Below are 16,145 nucleotides of genomic sequence, written 5' to 3'. Positions count from 1 at the left end.
GATAGAGTTGTCATATTATCCGCGCCGCATGACTAAATCAGTCGTCCGATTTTTTGTCTGTGAATAGTCGTAGGTTGCCAGGGTCTTTGATTGGCGATGCAGCCAGTCGATCTCGCCGCTTTGCGTAATTAACTCGAGCGACTGGCGCGCTTCCGATACTTCGACGTCAGGGCAGGACCAATGAAACTCTATCTGTTATCGCTAAGCGCCGGCATCCTGGTCGGCATTATCTATAGCCTGATCAATGTACGTTCGCCAGCACCTCCGCTTATCGCACTACTGGGTCTGCTGGGCATGCTGATCGGCGAGCAGGCGATTCCTTCCGCGAGGCAGTTGTTGGGTTATTCGACGCCACCGGCCCTATCGGATCAGGCGAGCGGAACCGGTCGTCTTTCCAGCACCCGGTCGGATCATGCCGTGTTGCAGGCAGACCGGGGGCTTGTTGGCAACGAGAAGGAACACTCATGAGCATTACCATTACTCAACCGGACCTGATCCTCTACAACGGTCGGGTTACGACCCTGGATCGTTCGAACCCCACGGCAACGGCTGTTGCGATCAAGGATGGCAAGTTTGCTGCGGTGGGCACTGACGTCGAGGTCCTGCTGCTCGAAGGGTCATCAACCCGGGTGATCGACCTGAAGGGGCGCAGAGTACTGCCCGGACTGATTGACAACCACATTCACATCATTCGCGGCGGACTGAACTTCAACATGGAGCTGCGTTGGGACGGCGTGCGCTCCCTTGCCACCGCGATGGACATGCTGCGCGAGCAGGTTGCCGTCACTCCGGCGCCGCAATGGGTGCGCGTGGTGGGTGGATTCACCGAGCATCAATTCGACGAGAAACGCTTACCCACGATCGAAGAGCTGAATGCGGTTGCGCCCGATACACCCGTGTTCATTCTGCATTTGTACGATCGCGCGCTACTGAATGCGGCGGCTCTGCGCGTGGTCGGCTACACGAAGGACACGCCGGAGCCCCCGGGAGGACAGATTGTGCGAGACAGCGCCGGAAATCCGACCGGCCTGCTGCTCGCGCAGCCGAATGCATCGATCCTGTACGCGACGCTGGCAAAGGGTCCGAAGCTGCCGTTCGACTATCAGGTGAATTCGACACGCCACTTCATGCGCGAACTTAACAGGTTGGGCGTGACCGGTGCGATCGACGCGGGCGGCGGCTCCCAGAACTATCCGGACGATTACGAGGTTATCCAGAAACTGTCCGACGAGGGCCAGCTGACAATCCGTCTCGCATACAACCTGTTCACGCAGAAGCCGAAGGCGGAGAAGGAAGACTTCCTGAACTGGACGAAGACGTCGAAGTACAAGCAGGGTAACGATTACTTCCGCCACAACGGCGCAGGCGAGAATCTGGTGTTCTCGGCGGCGGACTTCGAGGACTTCCGTGTCGCGCGTCCGGATATGCCCCCGCAGATGGAGGGAGAGCTCGAAGAAGTCGTGCGCGTACTGGCGGAGAACCGTTGGCCGTGGCGTATGCATGCGACCTATGACGAAACGATAAGCCGCGCGCTCGACGTGTTCGAGAAGGTCAACAGGGATGTGCCGCTTGCCGGCATCAACTGGTTCTTCGATCACGCCGAGACGATTTCCGGGAAGTCGATGGACCGAATCGCTGAGCTGGGTGGTGGCGTCGCGGTGCAGCACCGGATGGCATACCAGGGAGAGTACTTTGTCGAGCGTTACGGAGCGAAGGCAGCCGAGGCCACGCCGCCGGTTGCGAAGATGCTGGAGAAGGGGATCCGGACTTCGGCCGGTACGGACGCAACACGGGTCGCGTCGTACAACCCCTGGGTATCGCTGTCGTGGCTGGTGACGGGCAAGACGGTGGGTGGTCTACGGATCTATCCGCAGCGGAACTGCCTTGATCGCGAAACAGCCCTGCGCATGTGGACCGAAAATGTGACCTGGTTCTCGAACGAGGAGGGCAAGAAAGGCCGGATCGAGGCAGGTCAGTTTGCCGACCTGATCGTCCCGGACCGCGACTTCTTTGCGTGCGCTGAGGACGAGATTGCCGATACCACGTCGCTGCTGACCATGGTGGGTGGCAAGGTGGTGTACGGCACGGGTGAATTCGCGTCGTTCGACGACAGCGCGCCGCCGCCCGCGATGCCGGACTGGTCGCCGGTGCGTCGCTTTGGTGGTTTCGCCGCGTGGAAGAACGCGAGCGGCAACGGCGAAGCGGCGCTGCAGCAGGTCGCAGCGGCGTCGTGTGGTTGTGCGACGGCATGCGGTGTGCACGGTCACGCGCATGCCCGCGCGTGGACGACCAATGCGCCGACCTCGGACCTGCATGGCTTCTGGGGCGCGCTCGGCTGCTCCTGCTGGGCGGTCTGACGTGAGGACAGGCGCGCTACAGGGAAATCCGTCGTGGGTGGCCGCGTTGCTGGCTCGGTCGTGGGTGCTGCCGCTGGCGCGGCTCGCCCTCGTGTCTGCGTATCTGATCGGGGGCATCGACAAGCTCGCGCATTTCCATGACGCCATTCTGGAGCAGGAGCATTTCGGTCTGCATCCAGGGGCGCTGTGGGCGACGCTGGCGATTGTCGTCGAACTGGGCGGCTCCTTCTGCGTGGTTTTCAACCGGCTTGTCTGGCTGGGCGCAGGCGGGCTGTCCGCACTGACCGCCGTTGCCATGCTGGTCGCCAACAATTTCTGGAGTCTGACTGGCAATGCACGTTTCATCGCATTGAACGGTTTTTTTGAGCACCTCGGGCTGATTGCCGCCTTTATTGCCGTGATGTATCTGGCCAGCGGCGCACACCGGTCCCGTGGCAAGGCATAGCTGAACCAGGAACTTTCACCATCATGCTTAACAGAGGAACTTTCAAGATCATGCGTAAATTCCGTTCCCTCGCTGTAAGCGCGCTGGTCGCGGGCACGCTCGCCGTGGCCTCGTCGCTGGCGCTAGCCACCCCCCCGGTGCTGGCCAGGCCCGCGGCGGCGCTGTCGTTGGCCGTAGGGCCGCAGTACGACACGACACACGTCTACGTCGCGCCCGAGGACTTCGACAGGTTCACCGACAGCTTCGTCGCGACGTTTGGCGGGCACAAGTCGCAGCGGGGCGTCTTCCAGGTGACGCCGACGCCGAGCCAGACGATGTCGCAGCTCGTGTTCACGCCGGCCGGCACCTTGTCAGTATTTGGCTTCAAGACGCCGGTTCCGTACCCATTCGGTAGTGAGCGCACCGGCTATCTCGTGACCGACATGGATGCGGCGGTGAAGTCGGCGAAGGCGCATGGCGCGGATGTATACGTAGACACGTTCCCGGATCCGATCGGGCGTGATGCGCTGATCTCGTGGCCGGGTGGTGTGCACATGCAGCTGTACTGGCACAAGCAGGCGCCGCACTACGATCCGCTGGAGACGGTGCCGGAAAATCGCGTGTATGTGTCGCCGGAGCGCGCGAAAGCGCTCATCCACGATTTCGTCGTGTTCTCGCACGGCAAGGTCGTGTCCGATGATCGCAACGCGCCGGGCATCGAGATTGGCCGGCCGGGCGACACGTATCGTCGCGTCCGGATCGAATCAGGCTTCGGCAAGATCACCGTCCTCGTGACCGATGGCCATCTGCCTTACCCGTTCGGGCACGAGTTGACCGGCTACGAGGTGAAGGATCTCGCCGACACGCTGAGGAAAGCGCAGGCGGCCGGCGCGACCGTACTGGTGCAGCCGTTCACCTCGGGTGCCCGCGACGCCGCGCTCGTGCGGTTCCCGGGCGGTTACATCGCCGAGATTCACGCGGCCGCGCACTGAGCCAGGCCGGATGTGCCGGCCGTTCCCGCCCGGGAAGAGGGCGGGGACGGTTGGGTTTTCCTTGATTGCCCGTCACGTCGCAGCCGGGAAGCCTCCGGGCCCGATGACTCCGGCGTCTGAGGCGCCGGAGACCGATTGCAGGCGACGGGCACGATACCGAGGCGACCATGTTAGGGGTTTCTGCCGAGGGCCCGATGAAATCCGAAGATACTGTTCTGGCTGCAATTGCCGGTTATGTTGACACCCTGAGCTTTGTCGCGCTGTTCGGGCTGTTCACTGCCCACGTGACCGGCAACTTCGTGCTGATTGGTGCAGGCTTTGCGGGTTACGGACAGGGTCTGGTCCTGAAGCTGTTTGCGTTTCCCGCATTCGTCGCCGGGGTTGTGCTGAGCAGCGCCCTCGTGCGCGCACAGTCGGGACCGGAGCAACCGTTGCGTAGTGCACGCACCCTGTATGCAGTGCAGGCGGTGCTGCTGTTCGGATTCTGTGCGGCTGGTGTGCACGCGAGTCCTGTGACGCCCGACGATGTGAGTACCGTTGTCAGCGGGATGATCGGCGCGGCTGCAATGGGCGTGCAGAACGCGCACAGCCGTCTGATCCTGCGGCCTGGTGTGCCGAACACCGTGATGACCGGCAACGTGACTCAGGTGATTCTCGACGTCTTCGACATGCTGTCGCCGCGTGTGTCCGACGAACTTCGTGAGGTGGCGCGAACGCGTTTCGCGAAAATGCTGCCAGCTGTCGTCGCGTTTGCTGCGGGCGCGATCGGTGGTGCGCTCGGGTACCGGCACGCCGGATTCTGGGCGATGCTGCTGCCGGGCGCCGCGCTTGCATGGCTTGCGTGCATGGTACGGTCGCGCGTAGCAGCGGCCGCGGGGCTGTAAAAACGGGACCTCCAGTGAATCAGGCCCCGTGTCTCTCGCTGCGTATTCTGGTGTTCGCAGCGACGCCGTCTTTCTCGATGAGACCGGCAACGAGCGCCGCAACGTATTCGATCTGCACTACAGCGGCAAGACCGGTCGCGCGGACTGGGACGTCGAGTCGATGCTCCAGACCGGCCACGTCGGCACGGACGCAATCCGCGCGTGGGCGATCGGTTCGCTGGGCGGCTATACGTTCGACGCGCCGTGGGCGCCACACATCGGGCTGCCGGTCGACGCGGCGTCCGGCGACAGTCATCCGGGCGATGGCACGCTGCGGACGTTCAATCAAGTATGTTCACGACGCGCTGGAGATTACAGGCCAATACCTGAAGGCTCACCTCCGTGCTCTCGCGGCCAGGCGTCCTGGTCAGGAAGTGTTGAGGGGCCCATCCAGTGCTTGAGCGTGCCGAAGACACGCTCGACAGTACTTCGGCGGATGGTCATCGCATCGCGTTTCCGGTCGCGCCGGCGCTGCACGGCCGGCTATAGCCTGACGCGATAGGCTCGTGTCGCCGATGAAGCGACCCTTACGCTCGCGAAGTGGATGACCGCTTCCTGGGCGGAAGCGACGTCTGAATGTCCGGCCGACGGTACAAGCGAATGTCGCCTCATGGCCGGGTGCTGTCTCATGCGGTGTGCATACGTAGCTCGAAACTCGTGAGCAGGCGATCGGCTGCACGCGACCCTCACCGGACGGTGGACCAGGCGCCACCTCGACGGCAGCTTTTAGGGGGCAGCAGTCATTCATCCCTTCCCAGCTCACCGTTCACGCAAGGTCCGGTTTCGTGCGGCGCGGATAGGCGCTTTCAACCGTTTCAGTCGCGCAGGCTGACTGTATGGTTCACGGACGGACCCTATGACCGAATTCTGCTAATAGTATGAAAAAACCCCTGAGAGGTGAATCGACTGACTATCCTTGGTAAGGATGGAGCGGATTGGAGGTCACCAGTAATGAACACCTCACGCATCCGGGCACTGGTCGGCAGCCTCTTCCTTCTCATTGTGGCCATGTTCATCACCCAGTTCACCGCCTGCAGCGGGGGCGAGGAATCGTCTTCACCCCCTCCAGTCCAGCGCGTTCGTCCTGTTGCACTCCGGTATGCCGATGGCTCCGTGGTGTATGCGGTAGGCCAGCCCATCATTCCAAACGAGCCCAGTGTCCGCGGACAGGTGGTTTCATACTCGGTTGAGCCCGCACTCCCACCCGGTCTCACTCTCGCCCCCCGCACGGGTGTCATTAGCGGGACGCCCACCTCCCCTTCTGTGGCGACTATTTACGTCGTGAAGGCCACGAATTCCCAAGGGTCGGCTACTGGGCGTATCCAGATTGAGGTAACCGACCACGTACTCGCCCCGGATAGCCTGAGCTATCCTTTCGTGTCTGCAATCTACGTTGCACATCAAGCGATCCCCCCGAACGTGCCTGTTACTACTGGAGGTGAGATCACTCAGTACACCATTAACCCGGGCCTCCCACTGGGCCTCTCGCTGGACCCTCAGACTGGCATCATCAGCGGCGCCCCTGTGTTCACCCAGCCGGCTACGCAGTACACCGTAACAGGTGCCAATTCTGCTGGAAATGTTCAAACGAATATCTCCATTGCGGTTCAGCAACTGGTGGTGCCTCCCACAGAGCCTCCCTCACCCGTGGGGCCTCCCACAGAGCCTCCCATACAGGTGGTGCCTCCCTCGACGGTTTCCTATACCGATGCTGTGTACGTAGTGGGTCAGCCCATTGTGCCTAACGTGCCGACGCTGACTGGCGGGGTGCCCACACAGTTCGCGGTCAGCCCGACTCTTCCTGCTGGTCTCGACCTTGATCCCGTGACCGGTGCTATCAGTGGTGCGCCGACTACCCCGCAAGCCGCAACCCTGTACACGGTGACGGCGTCCAACTCAGCAGGTCAGACCCAGACCACCCTGACGCTGACTGTGACGAATGTGGGTACGTGGACACCTTTCGATAGTCTGAATACTTCCCGTGTGTCACATACAGCGTCGCTGCGCCCTGACGGCACAGTGCTTGTGGCAGGCGGCTTCAGTGCGTCAGGCGTACTCAACTCTGTGGAAATCAGCACCCAGGCAGGAACCTGGTCCAGGGCCCTGGCTATGGCGGCACAGCGCTTCTTGCACACGTCTACTACGCTTCAGGATGGCCGTGCGCTTGTCGTGGGTGGCGTAGGAGGCAACGGCAGCACGCAGGACTCGGTCGAAATCTATGACACGCGATGGAGCGCAGCGGCCCCCACTACAATCGCCCATGAGAGTCACACAGCAACCCTGCTCAACAATGGTCGGGTCCTGGTTGTGGGGGGCAACGATGCGGACCACCTCCCTCGTGCCGTAGCCGAGGTCTACGACCCCACCACAGGCACCTGGACACAGGTTGCTTCCTTGAACCCGCCCAGGGCCAACCACACTGCCACCCTTCTTGCGGACGGCCGTGTTCTCGTCGTCGGTGGGGAGGGGAGTAGCGGTCGGCTGTTGGCCTCTGCGGAAGTGTATGACCCGTTCGCCAATACCTGGACGGCACTACCCGACATGAGCCAACCTCGTAAAGGCCACACGGCGTCATTGCTCCCCGATGGCTCCGTCCTGGTTGCGGGTGGCAGCACCGACCTGTCCGGAGTCCCAACCGATCAGGTTGAGTTGTTCAATCCGCAGACCATGAGCTGGCAACCAATGCCGCCCATGAACACCCGTCGTGAGTCACATACCGCTACCGTCATGCCGAATGGCCAGGTGGTCGTAGCAGGTGGTACAGGCGCCAACACCAATGCTCTGTCATCAGTGGAGATCTTCGACCCCGCCAGCGGGCAATGGCTGGCTGCCGCCTCCATGGCAAACAGCCGCACCGCTCACACGGCGACGCTCCTGCCGGACGGCCGCCTGCTCGTCGTTGGTGGCAAGGGCGCCAGTTACCTTGCCAGTTCGGAGGTGTTCGACATATCCCTGAGTGGCACGCAGGCCGCCGCAAACATGGGCCCTTAAGGAAGGTCTGCGCAACGCGAATTGATGCTGAGGAGCTTCGACGATTCAACGACGATCACCACATAGGCGCAATTAGCCAGCTCCGCCGGTTGTGAGTAAGCGAACCCCAGCAGCAACCGGACGTTCCCGAACGCCTGATCGCACTGAGAGATGTGCGTCCGGTTTGGCCAGAGACCCAACCGACTTCATCGACGCGGAGGGCCGATATCTGGCCGAAGCCGACATTTGAATGTCCGCGTGGTAGCGCGAACGAACGACTGCAGATGGCCGACTCCGGTCCGACATCGATCGGGCGGTGTGGGCCGCCGTTGATCGGCCCGCATCGGGCAGCTATCGACCCTCTCCGGCCGTTGGATCAATCGCGACGTCAACGGCGGCTTCCGGCGGGGCAGCAGTCACTCATGCGCGCGTGTTGCCCGTCGCGCCGTCGGCCACTGCGGTCATTTGCGACCAGATCTCAGTTATCGGAAACGAGCGACCGCCTCCGGCGGCTTTTTCAATCCGACGCGCATGCGCTCGACTTTGCGCCATCTGTCGCCTGCTGCCTATGAGGGGAGGCCGGCCCATCCCAGTGTGCGCGTAACCTGGCCACTACAGTCTGTACACCCCTGGAAGCCGATCGCTCGCGAAACGCAGCGTCCAGGTTGTGATCAAGCGTGAGTCACACCCGTAGCTCATTCATGATCGTCTCTCGCGAGGCGCCATCGTCGAGCAGCAGGATCAGTCGCGAACATCACACCTGACTTATGATCCATGCCGCTGCCGTTGTTCGCAGAAGTGCGTTTATGGAAGCGAATTCTGTTTAGTCGGAAAGAATCTCAAGTGAATTTACGTCCGACGCTGCGGGCGGCGACGGGGCGGCCAACTGTAGAGCTTGACGGATGGCATCGGTGGTTTCCCTCGCAGCCCTCCCGAGAGGAGGGGGGCGGCAAAGAACGACGCTCCCTAAACTTCAGACTTTCCGCAAATTTAACGCCCCCATGTCATTTAACAAAGTGAAGATCGTGACTCGCTCCAAAAGACTACTCGCCGGCATTTGTTTGGTCCTTCTTACTGCGAACGCATTAGCTGTTTGTCATGGCTATGACGGTCCGGGCGGTCCGTGCTATACCGGTCCTGGAGGCGGCGCATACGCCGGCCCCGGCGGCCCCGCTTACGCTGGACCTGGCGGTGGCGCATATGCCGGCCCCGGCGGCCCGATGTATGCAGGCCCTGGCGGTGGCGCGTATGCCGGCCCAGGCGGCCCCGCTTACGCAGGGCCAGGTGGCTCGGGCGGAACGAGCAAATTCTGCCAGTAGTCTCGAGCGCGTCTGGAGGAAGGAAGTGAACATCTGCCTCCGTATCGCTACCTCGAAATTCTCTGACTGACGTTTAACGCGCCTCTCATCTCAAACCCCCTCCAATCCGCGGCGGGTTGCGGCTCCGGTCACTTCAGCGGTCAAGGCGAATCGGCACTACGGTGCAGCGAATGATGACCGGCACGAACGTATGCGGTGACGTCAGGGTACCTTGACGTTGAAAATTCGAGGACGGTCGAAACCCGACGTTCGCGTAATTGAATACTTATATTGGGACGTCCCCTCACCCGAAATCCTCGCAGTCTGTCGGGTGACAGAGCTCAAATCACTAACGTATGTCGTCTAAGCGGTGGGCAGCCGACGTTGGAACATCCCTACGCGCCAGCAGCTGATTGACTGAAACCGGCGAACCCGGAAGTCCATCGGAAGCCCATGTGCAGCGCGCTCGACTCGACTGGCGAACTTCCGCAGACGACCCGTTAAGGCCACTCGCAGTAGCGGCGCGAACGTCCGGTCATGAGCTTCGTCCAGCCGATCGCCTGCGTTGTCCCAACCACGTCGCAAGATGGGGGGCGTGCCTGTTTGCATCGCCTGAATGCAATCGAGTATCCGATTGCGCTCCGCATGGCAGGTTCCCGCCGCCGATCAGTCAAGCCCGCCCGCCTGGCCGCTCGCCTTGTCGGCCAGCGCAACGGTCTCGTAATAGCTGATTGTCGGCTCCGTGCCATAGCGGGCGCGGATTCCGGCGAGCCATTCGCCAGAATAGAAGCGTTCTGCCGCCTCCTGGCTTTCCCACATATAGACGCCACCCGCGACCTTACCGTCGCGGGAACAGATGAACTGCTTGCGCAGGAAGCCCGGAATTTTGAGGAAATCCGGGGCGATATTCGTGAAGTGGGCGCGGCATTCCTCGCGGCCGATTTCCGGGGGCAGGTCATAGAGGACGATGGCGGTGATCATGGGTGTCTCCCTGGGCGACGGGTCGTTGATCTGCTGCAACTTGAGACGATTGCAGACCTCCCATTTACCGCTCACCTGTCTTTGCCGACGTCACGACTGGACGAAATCAGCCATCCGTGGACGTCGGTTAACTTTGGTCAACGAGAAAAATATCGAAGAGGGGCGTTCGGCACGGAAAATCGGGTCGACGTTCACACTATCCGAACCGGCACTTCGTGGATAGCGTTGTTGCCGTAGCCTAGCCGGTTCCATTCGGCACGCTCTGGTTGAGTGCGGCCGGCAAGATCGGTGGCCCGGGCACGCAGGGTGAGGACGCCCGGCACATGGGCCCGAGTGATCAGCTCCCACCATTGCCAGCTGTGACGCTTGCGCTCGCTGACGAGATGCGCCTCCTGCCAGTCTCCGGCGCCCACGCTTATTTCCACGCGCGCGATCTGAGCGGCGCCGGACCAGGCCACGCCGCGAATGGCCAGCTCACCGCACCGGACCTCCTGCTCAGGCGCCGGCTCGGTGATCAAAGCCCGCACACACTGCAGCGTGACCGGCTCGCGAATGGCCTGGCCATCGCGTTCCCATTCATACCAATACTTGGCAGCCTGATAATGGCCGGCGAACGGCCGGTCGATGAGCTCAATTTCGGTCAGCCATTTGACCGACGCCACGGCATACCAGCCTGGAACGACGAGGCGCACGGGGAAGCCGTGCTGAATGGGCAGCGGCTCGCCGTTCATCGCATAGGCCAGTAGCACGTCGGGATCGCGAGCATGACCAATCTGGAGGCTGCGCTCGAAGCGCACCGGTCCTGCGTGGCCCTCCACGGTTCCGCCGTCCGCCCCCCTGAACAACACCTCCTTCGCGCCCGTGCGAACGCCAGCTCGGTCAAGGACTTCCGTCAGTGTCACGCCGGTCCACTCTGCCGTGCTGACGGCACCCAGATCCCATTTCTCGCCCTCGATCGGCGGGTCGAACTTCGTGCGGCCGTTTCCGGCGCACTCGAGGGTGACGATCCGCGTCTGCGACGGCATGTTGTGAAGGTCTCGCAAGCTGAGGCTCAGCGGTCGTTCTACGAGGCCGCCAACCGTAAGCCGGAAGGCGGTCGGATCGAGGTCGGGGATCTGGAAATGATTGCGGACGTAGAAGTGCGCATTCGGCATGACCACGCCGCCGATCAGCGCCGGAATCGAGGTCTCACAGTTGAGCGGATGCGCTCGATGGACCACCAGGCCGGCTTCAATAGCCGTCTGGCAGGCCTCTTCGGGATCCAGCGCCGGCACGAGTTCGCTGACAGGCATCGCTGCGCCGCAGCCGCCGCTGGCGACCACGCGGGCGCATGTCGAGGCAGGGTAGATGTCGAGGCTGCCGACCATCTGGAACGGCTTCATGAACTCGCGCAGGCGGACCTCGTCATCAGCTTCCGCGATGAGGTACAAGGTGTGCTCACCCTGCACGACGGCCTCGCCCCGGATCTCCACCCCGTGCCGCCTGACGTTTGGGCGGCTCAAGTGATTCAATAGCATGGCCCCCATATAGGGGTCCTGAGCGGGGCAACGCTCGGCAGCGTGCTGATGCCGCACAACGAACAGTGCCATGATCGCCTCCCTGCACGTCGGTTCGATCAGCTTACTGCGGGGCGGCGTTCAAAGTCGACTGCGCAGAAAAGATCGAACGCAAATGCGGCATGCAAAAGGCGCAGGTCGACCCACTTCGGCCCGTCGACGCAGCGCGACCTCAACGGCGGCTCCCAAACGTACAACGGCCGTTCGCCGATTCGCATAGGACGGCGGGTGTTCGGCCATGTTGCCGACATTCGGGCACTGGCGTTTCAGGGGCGGCTAAGGTTTGCGGATTCAACCGGTCGATGCAACGGACTGGTGAAATCTTGCTGCCTGCGTATGCGTACTTTCGACCGTCATTCAAATCGGCATTCCTGACCGGCCGCTTGCTGGTGAAAACGTGCCGCCTGTCGCCGCAGGTGCGACAGCGTTGTGACGATGTCGCCAGGCTCGAGGCGGCTGGTGTAATCGGTGTTCAGCCAGGACAGGACAATCCTGCCCGTCCAGTCTGCGATATAGGTCGCGGGGAGTGGCAAACGCCATCCTTCTTCTCCGCGTCCGTGAGGCCGAAGGCCGGCGCCGCTGTAGATCGGACGCAACGCGGCAGGTACCGTATAAGTGATGCCACAGCGACGGGCCACCTTCGCCTTGGCGTCCCAAAGCATAGAAAAAGGCAGATCCAGCAGGTCGGTCCGCATCCGGGTGTCAGGGGATTGAGATGAAATCGCGACAAGCGAAGCGCCCAACTCGCAGATATCCTGGTGAATCCCTGCAAGCGCCGATAGCTCCAGCGCGCAGTAGTCACACCAGTCGCCGCGGTAAAAACTGACCACGACCGGTCCGCGCAAGAGCAGACGAGAAAGCGTAACGGGGCGTCCATTTGCGTCCGGCAGCGTGAAATCGGGCATGCGATCGCCAGCCTTCTTGCAGCGGTCCAGGATGCCGGACGAGCGCAAGGCCTTGTCCGCCCGGCTGATTGCGCGTAGGACGCTGGAGTCTGCGTTTTCTGCGAATGCCCGTTGGAATGCCTTCAATTGAGCGTTCAGGGTCATGTTAATTCTGTTGACGGGTCCGGACGATACTTTGTCCCTTCCCCACGGGATGTGGTAGATATGGCGCGGTGATAACGGTCATTCCAGGAGAGAATAACGATGAACCGCCTGTCGGCCATGGAGGCCTTCGTTCTTGTCGTCGACTCGGGATCGTTCTCGGGAGCCGCACGTCAGCTACGGGTCGGCCAGCCGGCTGTCTCAAAGGCTATCGCCCAGCTCGAGGAGTTTCTCGGCGTGCACCTACTGCTGCGTACGACGCACGGTCTGGCGCCGACGGAATCGGGCCAGAACTTTTACGAACACGCGAAGCGCGCCATCGAGTCGGCCGAGGAGGCCGTGCTCGCGGCGAGAGGCGCCGGCGCGGCGCTTTCAGGGCACCTGCGCGTGAGTGCGGCCGTGACGTTTGCCCGACTGCACGTCATGCCGCTGTTGCCTGCGTTTCTCGAGGCACATCCGTCCCTCGATATCGACCTTTTTCTCGACGACCGCAACATAGACCTCATCGAGGCAGGCATTGACGTGGCGCTGCGTATGGGCGCACTGGCAGACTCCTCCCTCACCGCGAGGCGTATCGCGCAGGGTCGCCGCCTCGTTATTGGAACTCCTGAGTATTTCGGCAGGGCCGGCGTGCCGGCTACGCCGACGGATCTGGTCGGGCATCAGGCCGTCATCTACGACCAGCGCGGGGGTGGCGACACCTGGGTCTTCCGCCAGGGCTCGGCTGAGACCTCGGTAATCGTTGGCGGCAGGGTCAGGGCGACCGCCGCAGAAGGCGTTCGTGAAGCGGTACTGTCCGGCCTCGGACTGACCATTTCCTCTGAATGGATGTTCACGCCGGAACTGAAATCGGGCCAAGTGCGTGCGGTGCTTGAGGACTGGACGTTGCCGCCCATTGATCTGTGGGCAGTGTCCCCAACGGGGCGGCGGGCGAGCGCAAAAGCAAGAGCGTTTATTTCGTTCATGGAGCCCCGTTTTTTCGGTAACGAAGAGGCGGCCACCAGCGCGGCCGATGCAGCCGCTTAATGACATAAGCTCTAAGGGCATCGGAAACCGTTCGAAGCGTGCGAGCACTTCCTCAATCCGGGTCTTGTGCCTGCCCGCCGCTGTGTCATCCACGTCCAGTTCTGTACCGCGAGCCTGTGTTGCCGACGCTCCGCCTTCGCCTTCAAGTCGATCGCGGCCAAATCTCGTCGCCTGTAAGCCACCCACAGCGCGAAGTAACCGGGCAGGCGCTTTTTCCGCAGGTACGTAAACCGGCCTCGAACCGGTGCTCGTAACCGAAAAACCGCGATTCCATTCCGGAATAACGGCTATTCTCCCCTTACCTCTACCCCTGCGCATCCGCCGGTTGTTTAATTTGGCCGACGGAGCAATCAGCTCCGGCATGTATTTCAACTTGAGGAGCACAAAGTGTCGAGATTGAAAAACAAGGTGGCGGTTGTGACCGGCGGTACCAGCGGCATTGGCCTCGCGACTGCGCAACGGTTTGTTGCCGAAGGTGCCTTTGTCTATATTTTTGCGCGCCGCAAGGAAGAACTTGAAAAGACCGCAGCCATGCTCGGTGCGAACGCAGCGACGGTGAGCGGAGACGTGCGCAACCTCGGCGATCTGGACAAACTATATGGAAAGATCGCGGCGGACGGCAGGAGGCTGGATATCGTTGTAGCAAACGTTGGGGCTGTCAACAGCGTGAAGCTCGGCGACGTCACGGTCGACAGCTTCAACCACAACTTTGAGGTCAATGCGCGGGGCGTGCTGTTCACCGTGCAAAAGGCGCTCCCGCTGCTGAATAACGGTGCCTCGATCATCCTGACGAGCACGATCGCCTCGCTGCGCGGTTTCCCGGGCCGAAGCGCCTATGCAGCGTCCAAGACGGCGTTGCGGTCGTACGCGCGTACGTGGACGATGGAGTTGAAGGACCGGGGGCTCCGGGTCAACACCATCACGCCGGGTCCGTGCGACACGCCGCTGATCGACGCTGAGACGAAATCGCCGGAAGAGGCTGCGGCAGTGCGCGCAAAGCACGCTGCCAATATCCCGCTCGGCCGGATGGCGCGGCCGGAAGAGATCGCGGCCGCGATGCTGTTCCTGGCGTCCGACGACAGCAGCTTCGTCGCCGGCAGCGAGCTGCTGATCGATGGCGGAATGTGCTCCGTCTGAGCCCGTCCAGGCGATCACCTCCAGTTCCGCAGCAATCGTCTGACGCGCCGTCCAATCGAGGGCCCGCGCGCATCATGGTCTATTTTGAATGAGGATTCCTATGCACAAGCTCCAAGGAAAAGTCGCTGTCATCACGGGCGGTAGCAGCGGTATAGGTCTCGCCACCGCCAAGCGCTTCGTCGATGAAGGTGCGTTCGTCTACATCACCGGCCGCCGCCAGACTGAACTCGACAAGGCGGTATCCCTGATCGGACGCAGCGTCGCCGCAGTCCAGGGTGACGTGTCCAACCTCGCCGATCTCGACCGGCTCTACGCCAAGGTCGCCAGCGAGAAGGGCACGATCGATGTCCTCTTCGCCGGGGCAGGCATCGTCGATCCCCAGCCGCTCGCCGAAACGACGGAGGAAAGTTTCGACAAAGCCTTTGCGATCAACACGCGGGGTCTGGTCTTCACTGTCAAGAAGGCACTGCCGCTTCTGAATGACGGCGGGGCGATCATCGTGATTACGTCGATCGCGGAGAACAAGGGCATCCCCGGCTTCACGGCCTACAGCGCTACCAAGGCGGCAGTACGCTCCTTCGTCCGCACGTGGACCGCCGAGCTGAAGGACCGCCGCATTCGGGTCAATGCGATCTGCCCGGGCCCGATCGACACGCCGATCTTCGACCAGCAGGCGCCGACCAAGGAGGGGGCTGATCAGGCCCGCGCCCAGTTCGCCGCGGCGGTCCCGTTCGGGCGACTCGGCCGCCCTGAGGAGATCGCATCCGCCGCCTTGTTCCTTGCGTCTGACGAAGCAAGTTTCATCGCAGGCGTAGACCTCCCGGTCGATGGCGGCATGAGCGCGATTTGAGATTGGCAGTGCCGCCCTCGGCAATCACTTTGCTCAGGGCGGCGGCAAGCGGCAAGCGGCAAGCGGCAAGCGGCAAGCGGCAAGCGGCAAGCGGCAAGCGGCAAGCGGCAAGCGGCAAGCGGCAAGCAGCAAGCAGCAAGCAGCAAGCAGTAGCAGCGTACAGTGAAGTCCGGCTCCGCAGACAACGTGGCGTTAATGCGCCGATCGTTCGCAAGAGGTATCGAGCTGGCTTTCAGAGGTTGATCAATGCCGCCGTCGAGGTCGACAGCAGGTCAGAAATGCCCCGAATTTCCCGATCTAATTCGAGGGTCTTTGAGCCATGGTGAGCGTTAATCGACCGCTTTGAATCACGCGGCGTCACTGACTATCCCCGGCAAGAGTCCGCTCGGACCCAAGACGTATCCACTTCAACCTATGCTCGAACGGCCGCTACCTGCTACGAAGCTGACGTTTGAATGTCCGAAAGAGGGTTTCGACGAACGTCTCTTGATGGCCCAGAGTGTGTCAAAACGGCTGGCCACTGGGAATTGACGAAACCTGTCTCGGCGCAGGTCGCGGCGTTTCGATTGCGGCAACCCGAACGAG

At 62.0% G+C, this 16,145-nt stretch carries 12 protein-coding genes and 2 pseudogenes; 10 read left to right on the top strand and 4 right to left on the bottom strand.

Annotated elements, in window-relative coordinates:
• Nucleotides 1-180: 180 nt before the first annotated feature.
• From P3T23_RS41735 to P3T23_RS41710, 6 genes and pseudogenes are all read left to right on the top strand, one after another.
• Nucleotides 181-468 (top strand): DUF1427 family protein, encoded by a 288-nt coding sequence (locus P3T23_RS41735; protein WP_429321905.1) that lies wholly within the window; start codon nt 181-183, stop codon nt 466-468.
• Nucleotides 465-2,357 carry an amidohydrolase gene (locus tag P3T23_RS41730; protein ID WP_429321904.1) on the top strand — a complete coding sequence of 631 codons (1,893 nt, stop codon included), beginning with the start codon at nt 465-467 and terminating at the stop codon, nt 2,355-2,357. The genes P3T23_RS41735 and P3T23_RS41730 overlap by 4 nt, the downstream gene beginning before the upstream one ends.
• A 64-nt stretch (nt 2,358-2,421) precedes the next feature.
• On the top strand, nt 2,422-2,802 hold the full coding sequence (locus P3T23_RS41725; protein ID WP_429321903.1) for a DoxX family protein: 381 nt from the start codon (nt 2,422-2,424) through the stop codon (nt 2,800-2,802).
• Nucleotides 2,803-2,852: 50 nt separating this feature from the next.
• Entirely contained in the window at nt 2,853-3,773 is a 921-nt protein-coding gene (locus P3T23_RS41720; RefSeq protein ID WP_429321902.1) for a glyoxalase, read from the top strand.
• A gap of 194 nt (nt 3,774-3,967) precedes the next feature.
• Nucleotides 3,968-4,657, top strand: coding sequence for a YoaK family protein (locus P3T23_RS41715; RefSeq protein ID WP_429321901.1), 690 nt, complete (start codon nt 3,968-3,970; stop codon nt 4,655-4,657).
• 22 nt (nt 4,658-4,679) lie between these two features.
• Nucleotides 4,680-4,982 (top strand): annotated as a pseudogene (locus tag P3T23_RS41710) (alginate export family protein); the annotation flags it as partial.
• Here P3T23_RS41710 and P3T23_RS41705 read toward each other — a convergent pair.
• Nucleotides 4,978-5,176, bottom strand: a pseudogene (locus tag P3T23_RS41705) (transposase); the annotation flags it as partial. The pseudogenes P3T23_RS41710 and P3T23_RS41705 overlap by 5 nt on opposite strands.
• 471 nt (nt 5,177-5,647) lie before the next feature.
• Between P3T23_RS41705 and P3T23_RS41700 the strand changes: the two are divergent.
• Entirely contained in the window at nt 5,648-7,687 is a 2,040-nt protein-coding gene (locus P3T23_RS41700) for a kelch repeat-containing protein (protein ID WP_429321900.1), read from the top strand.
• A gap of 1,943 nt (nt 7,688-9,630) precedes the next feature.
• Here P3T23_RS41700 and P3T23_RS41695 read toward each other — a convergent pair.
• The 3 genes from P3T23_RS41695 to P3T23_RS41685 all read right to left on the bottom strand — a co-directional run bounded on the left by P3T23_RS41695 (nt 9,631) and on the right by P3T23_RS41685 (nt 12,550).
• Nucleotides 9,631-9,945 (bottom strand): YdhR family protein, encoded by a 315-nt coding sequence (locus P3T23_RS41695; RefSeq protein WP_429321899.1) that lies wholly within the window; start codon nt 9,943-9,945, stop codon nt 9,631-9,633.
• 191 nt (nt 9,946-10,136) lie between these two features.
• On the bottom strand, nt 10,137-11,534 hold the full coding sequence (locus tag P3T23_RS41690) for a sulfite oxidase (RefSeq protein ID WP_429321898.1): 1,398 nt from the start codon (nt 11,532-11,534) through the stop codon (nt 10,137-10,139).
• A 320-nt stretch (nt 11,535-11,854) separates the two neighbouring features.
• Nucleotides 11,855-12,550, bottom strand: a complete 696-nt coding sequence (locus P3T23_RS41685; protein WP_429321897.1) for a peroxiredoxin-like family protein — start codon at nt 12,548-12,550, stop codon at nt 11,855-11,857.
• Nucleotides 12,551-12,649: 99 nt separating this feature from the next.
• On the opposite strand from P3T23_RS41685, the gene P3T23_RS41680 reads away from it, so the two are divergent.
• The 3 genes from P3T23_RS41680 to P3T23_RS41670 all read left to right on the top strand — a co-directional run bounded on the left by P3T23_RS41680 (nt 12,650) and on the right by P3T23_RS41670 (nt 15,560).
• Nucleotides 12,650-13,573 (top strand): LysR family transcriptional regulator, encoded by a 924-nt coding sequence (locus P3T23_RS41680; protein ID WP_429321896.1) that lies wholly within the window; start codon nt 12,650-12,652, stop codon nt 13,571-13,573.
• A gap of 387 nt (nt 13,574-13,960) precedes the next feature.
• Nucleotides 13,961-14,710: an SDR family NAD(P)-dependent oxidoreductase gene (locus P3T23_RS41675; RefSeq protein ID WP_429321895.1), complete on the top strand. Its 750-nt coding sequence runs from the start codon at nt 13,961-13,963 to the stop codon at nt 14,708-14,710.
• A gap of 100 nt (nt 14,711-14,810) precedes the next feature.
• Nucleotides 14,811-15,560 carry an SDR family NAD(P)-dependent oxidoreductase gene (locus P3T23_RS41670; protein WP_429321894.1) on the top strand — a complete coding sequence of 250 codons (750 nt, stop codon included), beginning with the start codon at nt 14,811-14,813 and terminating at the stop codon, nt 15,558-15,560.
• Nucleotides 15,561-16,145: the final 585 nt, after the last annotated feature.

Source organism: Paraburkholderia sp. GAS448 (assembly GCF_050435685.1).
Classification (GTDB): Bacteria; Pseudomonadota; Gammaproteobacteria; order Burkholderiales; family Burkholderiaceae; genus Paraburkholderia.
Note: the sequence above shows the minus strand (reverse complement) of the source record. Positions and strands in the feature narration are given on the sequence as shown.